Genomic DNA, 14,741 nt, shown 5'->3' on the forward strand with positions numbered 1-14,741 from the left:
TTTGCTTCTATTAAAAAAGAAGCATGAGATTTCTATCACGCAATTAAAAAAGAAGCACACTTTGTATTATACCCAAAAAAAGAGATGGAGTAATTATTAATGACTAACAACCCAATCCGTTCGTTAATGATTATCGGGTGAGAAACTTCCATAAAAAAAAGATGAAGCTCGTCGCTTCATCCAATAAGTACAAAATTGATTGATTTTAGTGTTTTTAGAATATCTTTTATTAAATGAATGTTCTGTTCTAAATCACTCGTTATATTCGCTCAGTTGGTTCATTTCTTCTTCGTCTTTTGAGTGGAGCATTCCTTGCTTCTTCCCTAAATACTTTGACTAATGAGAAGATCACCATCAGTAAGATAAACACGAACGGAAAGGCTGCTAAGATTGAAGCGGTTTGCAATGCACCTAATCCTCCTTGCCATAGTAACACGGCAGCCGTTGCTGACTGTACCAATCCCCAAGCAAGTTTCACTCGAACATGTGGGTTCAAACTACCGCCTGTCGTTTGCATACCTAGAACGAATGTTGCTGAATCTGCAGAAGTAATGAAAAATGTACTAATCAATAAAATCGCTAGTAACGATGTAATGAACGACAATGGATAGTTTTCAAAAACAGTGAATAACGCGATTTCAGCCCCTTGATCATTAACCACTGACATAATATCCATTCCTTGGTGATATTCCAAAGAAATAGCAGATCCGCCGAAAACAGCGAACCACAATGCACCAAAAATTGTAGGAACTAATAATACACCAATAACAAATTCTCTGACCGTACGTCCTCTAGAGACACGGGCGATGAACATTCCAACGAATGGTGCCCAAGCGATCCACCATGCCCAATAGAACATCGTCCAATTTTGTAGCCATACTGCATTTTCTGAATTAAACGGTGTTGTTCTAAAGCTCATGGACGGAAGGTTTTGAACGTACCCACCTAATGAAGTTGTAAAGAAATTCATGATGAAATTCGTTGGTCCAGCGAATAATAAGAAGAACATTAGGATGAAAGCAAAGATAATATTCGTTGTGCTTAGAATTCGAATCCCTTTATTCAATCCTGTCGCTGCTGATATCATGAATAAAACAGTGACGACAGCAATGATAATCAATTGAACGACAATTGTGTTACTGATTGCAGGTACAATAAATCCTAATCCACTAGCTATTTGTTGTGCACCTAAACCAAGAGAAGTCGCTACGCCGAATACTGTCGCAAATACAGCAATTACATTGACGACTGTACCATATGCACCGTTCATTCTATCCCCAAATAATGGTTTTAGCGTAGTGCTGATCAAGCCTGGTTCATCTTTTCTGAATTGGAAATAGGCTAACGCCATTGCTAAAATTGCATAAATCCCCCATGGATGTAGGCCCCAATGGAAAAATGAGAACTGTAGCGCAGTTTTAGCTGCTTCTGTTTCATCCGATGTTGCATATGGAGGCATGTTGAAATGTGAAATCGGCTCTGCAGCTCCCCAAAATACAAGACCAATTCCCATACCAGCACTAAATAACATTCCAAACCAAGTTAAATAGTTATATTCCGGTTCGTCATCATCTTTTCCTAACTTGATATTCCCGTACTTCGAAACAACTAAGAATATCGCAAAAATCAAGAATGAAGTTGCTGAAAGTAAGTAAAACCAACCGAACTTATCAACAATAAAACCTTGGATATTAGTCGTGATATTATTTAAGTTCCAAGTCGGTAGGATGCTTGAAGGAATAATCCCCCAAACGATAAATAAAAGTGCTATTAATAATGAAATATAAAAAACTCTCGTTACTTTTCTCTTCAATGTTAAACCCTCCTATTGAACCAGTAAAACGACATTATTTTAAGAACACATCCTCCATTGAACCAAAAATCTTATTGACAATCAAGGGAATTTCATCATAATTAACGTTCTTTTACTTTTACCCTCTTACTTATAAAATAACCATTTTACAATAAAATAACTGTTTCATGACAACACTTATCGAGTTATAATAAGGTTAATACATATATAGGAGGACATCCATTGAAAACGAAATACACCGTTGTAATACTACTCATTTTATTATTCGTTGTAGGCTGTCAGACAAATGACGAAACAGAGCTAAACAATCCAACATCTGAATCAACACAAAACTCATCAGAAGATCCTGAAAAAACCGTAAAAGAAGTAGATGAGGAAGAAACAGAAAACAGTGAAGTGGAAGATTCTGAAGAAACGAAGGAAGAAGATCAAACAAAAGACGAGGCAAGTGATATAGAAAAACAAAAACAAACGCCTAAATATAAAATGAACGATATATTTGGCTTTGATCCAATCGATGATGCGGACGAGCGAGTAGTTTTGATGACAATTGATGATGCACCGGATCAACATGCAGTTGAAATGGCTGAGATTTTAACTGAAATGAATGTACCAGCAATTTTCTTTGTTAATGGACATTTTATTGAATCAGAAGAAGAGAAAGAAGCGTTAAAAAAAATTCATGAAATGGGCTTTGCAATCGGAAACCATACGTACGACCATAAGAATTTAAAAGAATTAACAGAAGAAGAACAAAGAGAGCAAATTGTTCCACTAAGTGATGAAATTGAAAAAATTATTGGTGAGCGTCCAATATTTTTCAGAGCTCCACATGGTGCCAACACGGATTATGCGAAAGAACTTGTCAAAGAAGAGGGCATGCTGTTGATGAATTGGTCATTTGGTTATGATTTTAAAGCGGATTATATGGATAAAGAGGCTCTAACAACGATTATGTTAGAAACCGAATTATTAGGGAATGGATCTAACCTTCTAATGCATGATCGTGAGTGGACAAAAGAAGCATTGCCAGATATTATTACTGGTTTGAGAGATAAAGGGTTTGGTTTTATTGATCCGACTGAAATCCAAACAATTGAATCGTAAATAAGATGGAGCTGTCTGTTCAACTCAACCATTTTTTCGAAGATGGTGGAAGAGCAGGCAGTTTTTTATATGTACAGATAGCAATTAACTGATGGTGATTTTTTTAATCATTTGAATTTAATGATATTATGAAAACAGAATATCTAAGCAGGAGGTACGACTATGAAAACTAGATTAACGGATTTACTTCAGATTGAACTGCCGATTATTCAAGGTGGATTAGCTCATTTGGCATATGCTGACCTTGCCGCAGCCGTTTCCAATGCTGGCGGTTTAGGACAAATTACTGCGATGAGCTTGGATAACGAAGAAGCATTGAGGGAAGAAATACAAAAAGTAAAACAATTAACCGATAAACCATTTGGTATAAACTTTGCGATTGGACAACACGGTCGACCATTTGAACATATGGTGCAAGTAGCTTTAGATGAAAATGTGCCAGTTATATCTGTAACAGGTGGTAATCCTAAGCCTGTATTGGAAATGTTTCAAGGAACAAATACAAAAAAATTGGTTTTGGTTGCAGCGAAAAGACAAGCAGAGAAAGCAGAAGAGCTAGGTGCAGACGCAGTGATGGTTGTTGGTTATGAAGGTGGAGGACACTTGGGAAGAGATCATATCGGAAACTTTGTACTTATTCCTGAAGTTGTCCAAGCAGTTGATATACCCGTAGTAGCTTCCGGGGGAATTAGTGATGGTAAAGGATTAATGGCTGCATTGTCATTTGGTGCTGAAGGAATTGAGATGGGAACCCGATTTATTGCGACAAAAGAGTGCGTCCATGCAAGTGAAGCTTATAAACAAGCAATCTTAGATGCCGGAGCTCAGTCGACTGTATTAATCAAAGAAACAATTGGGGCACCAGCTCGTGCGCTACGAAATGATTGGACTGATAAAATTTTGGAGTTGGAACAGGATAATGTCGGTTATGAAGGCTTGAAGGACTATATTAGTGGGAAAGCCAACAAAAGATTTGCTCAAGAAGGACAAGTTGATGAAGGGTTTGTCTGGGCTGGACAAGTCGCATGGCGAATACAAGACATTCCGTCCGTTCAGGAGTTATTTAATCAATTGATTGATGAAGTAGATGAAATTCAACAACGATTAACTAAAATTACGACAAAATAGGAGTGAATGAATATTATGGAATACAGCTATCCAATCGATCCTGATTGGACTACAGAAGAGATTGTCAATGTGGTCGAATTGTTTCAGAAGGTTGAAGAAGCATACGAGCAAGGAACGAATACGAAGGAAGTATTACACGCCTATAATGAATTTAAAAAAGTCGTTCCTTCAAAAGCTGAAGAGAAAACATTGTTTAAAGAGTTTGAGAAAAAATCAGGATTTATACCTTATCAAGTGATTCAAAAGGCAAAGGCAGCGGATCATGAAACGATAAAAATGTAGAAATTGAAGAGGCTGGGACAAATCAAAGTTATAAACTCAGAAGCACGAATATCAATCTAACTTAGCGTAGGAAATATACGGAGACTTCTGCGGGAGCAAAAGCCTAGGTGAGACCCCACAGTGCGAAGCATGAGGAGGCTCAACAGCTGCCCGCGATATAGAAGACACTGCGATTTATCGCAGATGTCGCCTTATGCCCTGTGGGTAAAAGCGGAGTATGTTTCCGAAGCGGGTATTTCCGCAATACTAAATTAGAATGTTCGTCTCTGAGTCAACTTTAAAGGATTTGTCCCAGCCTCTTCCTGCTTCATCGGTTCCTTTAAAGATTCGTTGAAGTAGAGCACAATTTTTCCGTGCTACCTTTGAATAGGAAACTTCTAATCGATATTTTTAGCAAGCTCATAAAAGCGCATTAATTGTTTAAACGTATTTTCGCATTCTTGGATGAACTTGGGACCATCCCGAAGTATTGGGTCATTCCTGTCGAATGTTTTACCACAAAGGAATTCTGCTTTCTTGATCGTTTGAAGGCGGTCAACTACACGGTCAAACTCACCCTGTTTCATTTGTTCATGTGAAATGGTCTCAGGCTTCATGTGGTCTTCAGACCAAACAAAGTCATTCGGTATTTCTTTTAAAATCTCATCTTTGTGCTTTTTTAGTTGCTCTGCCAGCCCTTCTTTTATAGGACTTTCATAAATGACTGCAAACCAGATAAATACATGAGACTCCCACATGCCAATTTGAAAATGAGGTAGTTTTTTATATCCTCTTTTACTACTGGCTAATGCAGCCCACGTATCATTCGGTGGATTTTTCGTTCTCCGTGCATGCTTGGCGACATGGACAAACATTTCATCTCCTGAAAGACTAGATAAGTCAGGTTCTAGGTGATTGGCGATCAGCTCAAGCTTAGTCGAAACCCGATTTCTAAGTGCTTCCATTCGTTCTTCCAAACCGTCGATTGTAAATACGTCAAAGTCTTGTTGTTCAAAGCCGTTAAAACTGTTCATTTTGTTCCCTCTTTTCAACTACATCATCATCAATAGAAATTGTAGCATAAATCAACCATTAACGTTAAGAAATGCATTGGTTCTGTGCTTTAAGTGAATTGTTAGCTATTTTTTGATACGATTATTGATGTGATGAAGTTTTTATAGAAGGAGCAAAGTACAATGGACAACATTGAAAAAAGCAATTTAATCGATGAAGCAAAAAGAATCATATTTAAAGCAAGTGAGCAAATAAAAAGCCATATGCAACGTCCTTATGAGATTAATACAAAACAAGATCGGAAAGATTTAGTTACGGAAATTGATGAAAGAACAGAAAAATTTATTATCGAAAAAATTAGGAGTTCTTTTCCAGACCATAAAATTATGGCAGAAGAAGGAACCGGCGATCACGTTACTTCTTTAGATGGAACCGTATGGATTATAGACCCTATCGATGGAACGATGAACTTTATCCACCAAAAACGCTTCTTCGCAATATCTATTGGTATATATCATAATGGTGAAGGCGTCGTCGGACTAATTTACGATGTGATGGACGATACTCTTTACGAAGGTGTTAAGAGCGAGGGGGCCTTTAAAAACGGCAAGAAAATTCCTGAGTTAACGAAAGAAAAAGAATTAAAAGATACACTTGTAGGAATTAATAGTTTTTGGTCTACACCAAATAGACGCTTAAATGAAGAGAAGATTCATCAGTTGATTCGGGATGTTAGGGGTACACGTTCATATGGTTCAGCAGCTCTAGAATTCGCTTATATTGCAGAAGGTATTATTGATGCGTATATAACGATGCGTCTGTCTCCTTGGGATATAGCCGCGGGTTTAATCATCATTAACGAAGTTGGAGGTAAAGCAACTCGCGTAAATGGGGAACCGCTTGATCTTTTAAAAGAGAACTCTGTACTGGCAGCCAATGAGGTTGTTCATAGTGGATATATTGAATATATCGAAGAGAAATAACTTAGATCTTAATATATTCTAATAAAATGATTGGCTGCACAGTCGCTTCATGGTTTGCGAAGTGCAGCCAATACAGTGTATGGTCATTTTAATTATAAATAAAGTTTACTTTCTGATTGAAGCGTAATGTTTCTTTTTGTAACGTAGACCAAAGACCATTACCGCCATTCCTCCGAAAAAGAATGCGAATACCAACCAAAAGTTTTGAAAGCTTATTGCGACTGCTGTTGCCAAAAACAAACTGACAACTAATACGGCCAATAAGGCCATTTTTATTTCAAACTTCATAATTATTCCACTCCCGAAAATAATAAATTCACGATTTTGTGATGTTTTTTACGTTTTCATAATAGAAAAAAACAAATTGATTTAGTATGATTGTATAGGACACGATAGGAGGTTAACCCATGGATAAAACGGTTTCCCAACAATTTAGCTTTAGCCCAGTCGAGCGTTACTTTTTAATCGACGTCGGTGGAAATCTCGGGTTTTGGCTATTGTTTTTTGCTATATTTATTTTAGCAGTAATTACGTATAAACTCGGTTTCGCTAAAGAATTACCAATATTAAAGTCAATCATTGTGTACATAATGTTATTCATTGGTTGTTTTGTGTTAGCAATTTTTGCTATATTTGCTCTACCAATTGCCGAAGTGCTTATTGTGATTGCTCTCGTGCTAGGAATTTATCGCTTTCGATTATATCGCGAACGAAAAGAACGAAATCATACTACTAATGAATAAAGACTGCTGCCGTCATTGGCGGCAGTTTTTATTTGTTATTATTAAAATCCGTCTGAATTGTTTCGTGTGGTGTCGATTCTTGTGATTTTTGCTTAACTTTTTGAGTAATCCGCTGATCACAATCAGGACATAGGTAAGAGAGCTTTCTCTTTTTTTGCAACTCCTTCGCTAATAACGAAAAAGGCTCCAGAGTATCTACCCGATCACAAAGAATACATTTTACACGCATTAATCTCACCTCAAATCCACTATATATTATATCATCAATAACACCCGATTTGGAATGATGAATAAAAATTGCTATTCAACAAAAAATTCGAAGACGAGGTTTGAAAATGATTGGATAGGGAATTTATAAAATCATAAGTGTTATTGAACATAATGAGGAGGGGACTTACGATGAAAAAAAGATTGTTAGCGGCAGTTGGAGCCGGGGCAGTTGCATATGTAATGTCTGATGAAAATCGAAAACAAAAAGTGATGAAAAAAGTAGAAGGGTTAAAAAATAAATATTTTGGTGAAAAAGACCAAATTCCTGAGGTTGAATCAGGGAAACCAGACTTTCAAAATGTAGAAAATTCCAAAATGGTCGATGAAGGATCACAATTTGGAGTCCAGTACTACAATAAAGTTCAAGAAGGCGAAGATCCAACAAAACTTCCAACCCAGCAATAATGAAACTCCCTTGTCCATTATGGATAAGGGAGTTTCAATATAGCCAAGGGTATGATTAAAGAGGCTGATTTTGCTCTTGTCGTTCCTGTTGAATGTCTTCGGTGTTTTCTTGGTTATTTTCATACTCTTCATCTTGATTTGTCTCGCGCATCGGCATATCAGGGATATACCGTCCAATGACATTGGCGATTTCGTCTAAAATGACACTTCGTCCTTGGCCGTTTTGAATGGACTCGTTTATATTAGCAATTCGTTTCATAATATCTCCATCAGCCACAACGTACGCATAATGTCCATACGGGTCATGTTTAATAATCTCCGTTACTGCATGCTTGACAGAGCCTGACTTACCACGATCTAAATCTTCATTAATGTCAATGCCGATAATTGTATAGTCACCAAAAACGACAGCCCTTGCATTGTTCACATTCGGAACACTATTGGCTAGTTGGACTAATCGTTCAGCTGCCTCTTGATTTGTATGCTCTTGCGTTGTCTGTTGATTCGTAGGATCATTTACACGTTGTAAGTCAGGGCTTGCATTATTCTCAGGCGAGTTAGCATCTTGATTGCTACAACCTGAAAAAAGAAGTATAAATAAGATAAGGAGTGTAGCTTTCCACTTCAAAATAAAAAACCTCCTTTTTTAAATAGCTTGAGTAAAAAAGGAGGTTGTATGCATAGTAAAAATAGACAATTCCCAAACAACTATGAGAAAATGGGGAAGCTTAGTTAATTGTGATCAAGTCTATTCCTTTAAATGGTGCATATTGATTCGTACCATCTCCGAACAAAAGGTGAACGGGACCATCTTCTTTTGGCGGTTTACCGTCAATTGCAAAGATCAATAACGAATCTTTTAATTTATCCAATGAAATCTCGACTTCACCTTGATCGGTATTTAGAATGGCAGAGGTTGCACCTTCGTTTGGACTAGACGTTTCTAAAAAAGGTTTGATTGGCATCACGTAGCTATTTTCGAGCACTTTCTTGCCTTCAAATCGACTGACACTTCGATTGACTGGCGGTCTGACCCGCTGTTGATGCTCGGTGTCCTTTTCAGGGGCGTTTTCTTCTTTATCTGGTGAAAAGGCTTCTTCAAGCTTAATTTTCCGATCATCAAAAATCCATACAGTTGGATCAAGTGTTATGGGAAATTGAACATTCCCTTTTAATTGAACGATCATTGTTGTTACACCTCTTTTTTATAAATTTCCTATACAAGTATAACGAACATTTTTGATGAATGCATTAAAGGAGTGATTTTTCATGATCGAAATCGACGAAAAAGATCTACATTATTGGCTTGAGCATGTGAAGATTTATGCGAATAACGGAAAGGTCGCAGATTATATTCCAGCATTGGCCAATCAACAACCAGAAATCAATGCAACGGCTTTTTACCCAATAGGGGATAAAGAAGTGGCGTGTGCGGGACAAGCTGATTACTCTTTTACAATACAAAGTGTATCGAAAGTTCTCACATTAGCATTAGCTTTAATTCAACATGGGGAGCAAGCCGTATTTTCTCGAGTTGGTAAGGAACCGTCGAGTGACCCATTTTATTCAATTCAAAAGTTAGAGGTTGAAAAGCCAAGTAAACCACTGAATCCAATGATTAACGCAGGTGCACTTGCGGTGACCAATATGATTAGAGGACGCGGGTCAGATGAGATGGTTCAAGAAATATTGAATCTTGTTCGACTCTTAGCCGACGATTCATCCATCGACTATGATGAAGAAGTAGCACGTTCAGAGTTTGAAACAGCATTTTTGAACCGAGCACTCAGTTACTTTATGAAACAAAATGGAATCATTACGGGAAGCGTAGAGGAGCTTCTGGATGTTTATACAAAGCAGTGTGCCATCACAGTGAATGTGAAACAGTTAGCCCGTATTGCAGCTGTTTTTGCGAATGACGGAAAAGATCCGGATACAAATCAACCATTGTTACCGTCACATGTTGCCCGCGTATGTAAAACGTTCATGGTGACCTGTGGCATGTACGACGCTTCTGGAACCTTTGCGATAAATGTTGGAATTCCGGCAAAAAGTGGAGTGTCTGGTTGTATTATGGGAGTCATTAAAGAGTCAGGTGGATTGGCTGTTTTCGGGCCGGCGTTAGATGAACAGGGGAACAGTGTTGTTGGTATGCATTTACTGAAAGACTTAGCAGATGATAAACGGTGGTCGATCTTCTAATCGTCCTGGTTGTGAATTCACTACGTGAGTATGGATAATTTCTTGCAATTTCGCGTTGGAGAAGGTACTATTTAATAAGGGAACGTAGGAAAGTTAGGAGGGGTTTTCTGTGTCATCCAGAATATCACTAGAAAAGAACCAAGCCTTGGCCCTCTTGCAGGCAGATGCTGATAAGATTTTGCAGCTAATTAAAGTTCAAATGGACAACTTAACTATGCCTCAATGTCCTCTCTATGAAGAGGTTTTAGATACTCAAATGTTTGGTCTCTCAAGAGAAATAAATTTTGCTGTTCGCTTGGATTTAATTCAAGAGGAAGATGGTAAAGCAATTATGGAGAACTTGGAAAGACAATTGAGTGCGTTGCACGAAGTTGCCCAAGATACCAAAAATTTATCATAATAAAGACTCAAACAATGCTTACATCGATTACGTGAAAGCATTCGTTTGAGTTTTTTGCATGTAAAAGACGTTTTATTCGAAAAAGATGCTGAGCAAACTAAATCTACCTCGAAACAAACGGATTATTTCTGATCCAAAATCGATAAGGGGAAGCAACAGCCTCTTTTGCATTTGGAATTCCAATTCGATTACCAATCATTATTTCTTGCGGTCTTTCACCAACAGCAATATATAGCGGCTTTTCCCACAAACGATTACCGTAATAAGATTTGTTTATACCCATAGCTTTTGTGAGTTTACCTGGTCCACTTGTAAGATTCGCTCTTTTTGAAACGGGTCTATTTTCCAACATAACATCCTCACCAATCATTGGTTCTATTCCACGGATTAGTACTGCTTCTGGCTGATTGACTTGACCAGTTACGATATTAAATAAATGATGTGTATGCATTGTATATACATAAGCTAAACCAGCTTCGTGAAACATAATCTCCGTTCGCTTCGTTCGACGATTGTTAAAGCTATGTGCTGCGCGGTCGTCTGCTCCCAAGTACGCCTCTGTTTCAACAATTTCCCCACAAGTAGTCCATTGGGAGTTTCATGAACTAAAAAAGAGCCGAGTAACTCTTCTGCTAATTGAAGAGTCGGTTTATTGTAGAAAGTTTTATGGACTGGTTGTATGTTCTTATGGTTCATTGCTATCCCTCCAACGAATATGTGTTATTAGTTTACCCGCTTTTAGAGAAAGCGTAAATTTATAACTGAACAATAATTCATTTTTTTGGCAGGAATTTTTAAAAATATGTTGAAATTTAAAAGAGATGAGAGAAATTTTGCGAATTTGGGAGGGTCATCATGACAGAAAGCAAATCAATTAATAAAGTATTAGTAGCGAATAGAGGAGAAATAGCTATTCGTGTATTTCGAGCGTGTACAGAATTGAACATACGAACAGTTGCGATTTACTCTGAAGAAGATACAGGCTCTTATCATCGATATAAAGCTGATGAAGCCTACTTGGTTGGGGTTGGCAAAAAGCCGATTGACGCCTATTTGGATATTGAAGGAATTATTGAGTTAGCTAAACGTGTAGGAGTTGATGCCATTCATCCAGGTTATGGCTTTTTATCTGAAAACATTCAGTTTGCCAAACGGTGTGAAGAGGAAGGTATTATTTTCATTGGTCCGAAGAGTGAGCATTTAAACGTGTTTGGAGATAAAGTTAAGGCTCGGAAACAAGCGATGCAAGCTGGTATTCCTGTAATTCCTGGCACAGATGGTCCAGTTGAATCATTAGAAGAAGTGAAAGCGTTTTCTGAAGAACACGGATTTCCGATTATGATCAAAGCAGCTCTTGGTGGAGGCGGACGAGGGATGCGTATCGTTCGCACAAAAGAAGCGTTGAAAGAAGCTTATGACCGTGCGAAATCCGAAGCGAAAGCAGCATTTGGTAACGATGAGATTTACGTTGAGCGATTAGTAGAGCAACCGAAACATATCGAAGTGCAAATATTAGGTGATGAAGCAGGAAATATCCTTCATTTATATGAAAGAGACTGTTCGATCCAACGTCGTCACCAAAAAGTAGTAGAGATTGCACCAAGCATTTCATTGTCTGATTCACAGCGTCATGAGATTTGCGATGCAGCTGTAAAGCTAATGAAAGATGTAAATTACCTCAACGCGGGTACGGTTGAGTTTTTAGTAACAGAGGATGAATTTTTCTTTATTGAAGTGAATCCGCGAGTTCAAGTCGAGCATACAATCACTGAAATGATTACAGGCTGCGATATTGTTCAAACACAGCTGCGAATTGCTATGGGTTATTCTTTGCACGATAAAGAAATTGGATTACCGAAACAGTCGGAAATAACGACGCACGGGTACGCGATTCAGTCTAGGGTCACAACGGAAGACCCATTGAATAACTTTATGCCTGATACAGGTAAAATTATGGCGTACCGTACAGGTGGTGGCTTTGGTGTCCGCTTGGATGCAGGGAACGGCTTTCAAGGAGCAGTCATCTCACCACATTATGATTCATTACTTGTAAAAGTATCTACGTGGGCTCTTTCTTTTGAGCAAGCCGCACGAAAAATGGTGCGAAATTTAAAGGAGTTTCGAATTCGTGGTATAAAAACCAATATTCCATTCCTGGAAAACGTTATTCTGCACAAGAAGTTTTTAAATGGAAGCTATGATACCACCTTTATTGATTCGTCACCAGAGCTTTTCGTATTTCCGAAGAAAAAAGATCGGGGAACCAAATTATTATCTTACTTGGCTTCTACAACAGTTAACAGCCCATTGACGACGGGGAAAGAGAAGAAGCCACTATTTGACCCTGTTCGGATTCCAACTGTACGATCGGATAGCGAGCCGGAAGCGGGTACAAAACTAATACTTGATGAAAAAGGCCCTGAAGCGGTCAGTGAATGGTTGAAACAACAAAAAGAGGTATTATTGACAGACACAACTTTTCGCGATGCTCACCAATCATTACTGGCGACACGTGTTCGTACAAAAGATTTATTAGGGATTGCGGAGCCCACGGCAAAACTACTACCTAATTTATTTTCTGTTGAAATGTGGGGTGGGGCAACCTTCGATGTCTCTTATCGATTTTTGAGAGAGGATCCTTGGGAGCGATTGATAAAGCTACGCGAAAAAATGCCGAATGTATTATTCCAAATGCTATTGCGTGCGAGTAATGCGGTAGGATATACAAATTATCCGGATAACGTTATTGATGAATTTGTAGAAAAGAGTGCTCAAGCAGGTATCGATGTCTTCCGGATTTTCGATAGCTTGAATTGGGTAGAAGGCATGAAGCCGGCAATCGAGGCTGTACGAAAACAGAATAAAATTGCTGAAGTGTCAATGTGTTATACCGGAGATATTTTAGATCCTAAAAGGGATAAATACGATTTAGATTATTACATTAACTTAGCGAAAGAACTGGAATCGTTAGGTGCTCATATTTTAGGCATAAAAGATATGGCGGGTCTATTGAAACCTGAAGCGGCTTACCAATTAATTTCTGCGTTGAAACGAGAAATTAATATCCCGATCCATCTACACACACATGACACGAGTGGAAATGGGGTCATGATGTATGCAAGAGCGATTGAAGCGGGGGTCGATGCAGTCGATGTTGCTGTCAGCTCGATGGCTGGACATACTTCACAACCGAGCGCGAACAGCTTGTATCATGCTCTAGAAGGAAATAATCGTCAACCAAAAGTCGATATTCAAGCATACGAAGAACTTAACAAGTATTGGGAAGATGTTCGCGGTTACTATAGTAATTTTGAAAGTGGTTTAAAAGCACCTCATACAGAAATCTACTTACATGAGATGCCAGGTGGACAATATAGCAATTTACAGCAGCAAGCAAAGGCTGTTGGCCTTGGTGATCGTTGGGATGAAGTGAAATATATGTACCGTACAGTTAACGACATGTTTGGTGATCTGATAAAAGTTACTCCTTCATCTAAAATTGTAGGTGATATGGCACTCTTTATGGTGCAAAATGATTTGACGGTTGATGATGTATATGAAAAAGGGGATAACTTAGATTTCCCAGATTCAGTAGTTGAATTTTTCCGAGGAATGATTGGTAAACCTTATCAAGGATTTCCTAAAGAATTACAACGAATAATTCTGAAAGGTAAGGAAGAAATTCCAGGGAGACCTGGTGAACAGTTGAAGCCGATCAATTTTGAAGCGTTGCAAGAACGATTATTTGAAAAACTAAATCGTCAAGTAACGACACACGAAGTGATCTCTTATGCATTATATCCGAAAGTATTTTTGGATTATGAAAAGTTTGTAGATCAATACGGCAATATATCTGTTCTCGATACGCCATCATTCATTTATGGCTTACGGTTAGGAGAAGAAATTTCTGTTGAGATTGAGCAAGGGAAGACGTTAATCATTAAATTAGTTTCAGTTGGTGAGCCGCAAAAAGATGGTACACGTGTCGTGTATTTCGAACTGAATGGCCAACCAAGAGAAGTTGTCGTACGCGATGAACATATTAAAGACGTACAAAATCAAAAGATGAAGGCAGATTCAAGTGACCCTAAACAAATTGGAGCATCGATGCCTGGTACAGTTGTTGAGGTACTAGTAAAAGAGGGTGAGACAGTCAGCAAAAATGACTACTTGATGATTACTGAATCGATGAAAATGGAAACGACAATCCAAGCTCCATATGATGGGAAAATAAAACGAGTAGAAGTGAAAAATGGGGAAGCCCTTGAATCGGGTGATTTATTAATCGAATTTGAATAATACATTGTACTGTCCAGCAACTACGTGGTTGCTGGGCAGTTTTAGTTTGCCCGGCATGGGTGAATTCTAACGGGTGAAAGTCCCGAGTGTGACCTGGTAGCGGTAAGCACATAGTC

15 protein-coding genes and 1 pseudogene are annotated in these 14,741 nt (G+C 38.3%); 9 read left to right on the forward strand and 7 right to left on the reverse strand.

Annotation, left to right across the window (positions count from 1 at the left end; all coding sequences use genetic code 11):
- Nucleotides 1-259: 259 nt before the first annotated feature.
- On the reverse strand, nucleotides 260-1,813 hold the full coding sequence (locus KC820_RS05130; protein WP_212368828.1) for a glycine betaine uptake BCCT transporter: 1,554 nt from the start codon (nucleotides 1,811-1,813) through the stop codon (nucleotides 260-262).
- 222 nt (nucleotides 1,814-2,035) lie between these two features.
- On the opposite strand from KC820_RS05130, the gene KC820_RS05135 reads away from it, so the two are divergent.
- The 3 genes from KC820_RS05135 to KC820_RS05145 all read left to right on the forward strand — a co-directional run bounded on the left by KC820_RS05135 (nucleotide 2,036) and on the right by KC820_RS05145 (nucleotide 4,330).
- On the forward strand, nucleotides 2,036-2,920 hold the full coding sequence (locus tag KC820_RS05135) for a polysaccharide deacetylase family protein (RefSeq protein WP_212368830.1): 885 nt from the start codon (nucleotides 2,036-2,038) through the stop codon (nucleotides 2,918-2,920).
- Nucleotides 2,921-3,082: 162 nt separating this feature from the next.
- Entirely contained in the window at nucleotides 3,083-4,048 is a 966-nt protein-coding gene (locus KC820_RS05140) for an NAD(P)H-dependent flavin oxidoreductase (RefSeq protein WP_212368833.1), read from the forward strand.
- Nucleotides 4,049-4,063: 15 nt separating this feature from the next.
- A complete protein-coding gene (locus KC820_RS05145; RefSeq protein WP_212368835.1) occupies nucleotides 4,064-4,330 on the forward strand; it encodes a UPF0223 family protein in 267 nt (88 codons plus the stop codon).
- Between the two features lie 377 nt (nucleotides 4,331-4,707).
- Here KC820_RS05145 and KC820_RS05150 read toward each other — a convergent pair whose 3' ends face one another.
- A complete protein-coding gene (locus KC820_RS05150) occupies nucleotides 4,708-5,343 on the reverse strand; it encodes a YktB family protein (RefSeq protein ID WP_212368837.1) in 636 nt (211 codons plus the stop codon).
- A 162-nt stretch (nucleotides 5,344-5,505) separates the two neighbouring features.
- Here KC820_RS05150 and KC820_RS05155 point away from each other — a divergent pair, with 162 nt between their 5' ends.
- Nucleotides 5,506-6,306 (forward strand): inositol monophosphatase family protein, encoded by an 801-nt coding sequence (locus KC820_RS05155; protein WP_212368839.1) that lies wholly within the window; start codon nucleotides 5,506-5,508, stop codon nucleotides 6,304-6,306.
- 105 nt (nucleotides 6,307-6,411) lie between these two features.
- Here KC820_RS05155 and KC820_RS05160 read toward each other — a convergent pair whose 3' ends face one another.
- Entirely contained in the window at nucleotides 6,412-6,594 is a 183-nt protein-coding gene (locus KC820_RS05160; protein WP_212368841.1) for a hypothetical protein, read from the reverse strand.
- A 119-nt stretch (nucleotides 6,595-6,713) separates the two neighbouring features.
- Between KC820_RS05160 and KC820_RS05165 the strand changes: the two genes are divergently transcribed.
- Entirely contained in the window at nucleotides 6,714-7,049 is a 336-nt protein-coding gene (locus KC820_RS05165) for a YlaH-like family protein (protein WP_212368843.1), read from the forward strand.
- A gap of 28 nt (nucleotides 7,050-7,077) precedes the next feature.
- On the opposite strand, the gene KC820_RS05170 is transcribed toward KC820_RS05165, so the two are convergent.
- Nucleotides 7,078-7,278: a DUF2197 domain-containing protein gene (locus KC820_RS05170; RefSeq protein ID WP_144088693.1), complete on the reverse strand. Its 201-nt coding sequence runs from the start codon at nucleotides 7,276-7,278 to the stop codon at nucleotides 7,078-7,080.
- A gap of 170 nt (nucleotides 7,279-7,448) precedes the next feature.
- Here KC820_RS05170 and KC820_RS05175 point away from each other — a divergent pair, with 170 nt between their 5' ends.
- Nucleotides 7,449-7,724: a hypothetical protein gene (locus KC820_RS05175; RefSeq protein WP_212368845.1), complete on the forward strand. Its 276-nt coding sequence runs from the start codon at nucleotides 7,449-7,451 to the stop codon at nucleotides 7,722-7,724.
- A gap of 55 nt (nucleotides 7,725-7,779) precedes the next feature.
- Here KC820_RS05175 and KC820_RS05180 read toward each other — a convergent pair whose 3' ends face one another.
- Complete coding sequence (locus KC820_RS05180; RefSeq protein ID WP_212368847.1) at nucleotides 7,780-8,352, reverse strand: YhcN/YlaJ family sporulation lipoprotein; 573 nt, start codon at nucleotides 8,350-8,352, stop codon at nucleotides 7,780-7,782.
- Nucleotides 8,353-8,452: 100 nt separating this feature from the next.
- Nucleotides 8,453-8,911 (reverse strand): hypothetical protein, encoded by a 459-nt coding sequence (locus KC820_RS05185; RefSeq protein ID WP_212368850.1) that lies wholly within the window; start codon nucleotides 8,909-8,911, stop codon nucleotides 8,453-8,455.
- Between the two features lie 82 nt (nucleotides 8,912-8,993).
- On the opposite strand from KC820_RS05185, the gene glsA reads away from it, so the two are divergent.
- Nucleotides 8,994-9,926 (forward strand): glutaminase A, encoded by a 933-nt coding sequence (glsA, locus tag KC820_RS05190; protein WP_144088697.1) that lies wholly within the window; start codon nucleotides 8,994-8,996, stop codon nucleotides 9,924-9,926.
- A 109-nt stretch (nucleotides 9,927-10,035) separates the two neighbouring features.
- Nucleotides 10,036-10,326, forward strand: a complete 291-nt coding sequence (locus tag KC820_RS05195; RefSeq protein WP_144088698.1) for an Fpa/YlaN family protein — start codon at nucleotides 10,036-10,038, stop codon at nucleotides 10,324-10,326.
- A gap of 103 nt (nucleotides 10,327-10,429) precedes the next feature.
- Here KC820_RS05195 and KC820_RS05200 read toward each other — a convergent pair.
- Nucleotides 10,430-11,022: pseudogene (locus KC820_RS05200) on the reverse strand (DNA-3-methyladenine glycosylase).
- A 159-nt stretch (nucleotides 11,023-11,181) separates the two neighbouring features.
- Between KC820_RS05200 and pyc the strand changes: the two are divergent.
- The gene (gene pyc / locus KC820_RS05205) at nucleotides 11,182-14,625 is read left to right on the forward strand and encodes a pyruvate carboxylase (protein ID WP_212368852.1); all 3,444 of its coding nucleotides are present in this window, start codon (nucleotides 11,182-11,184) and stop codon (nucleotides 14,623-14,625) included.
- Nucleotides 14,626-14,741 lie beyond the last annotated feature (116 nt).

The organism is Allobacillus saliphilus, from assembly GCF_018138385.1.
Lineage (GTDB): Bacteria > Bacillota > Bacilli > Bacillales > Alkalibacillaceae > Allobacillus > Allobacillus saliphilus.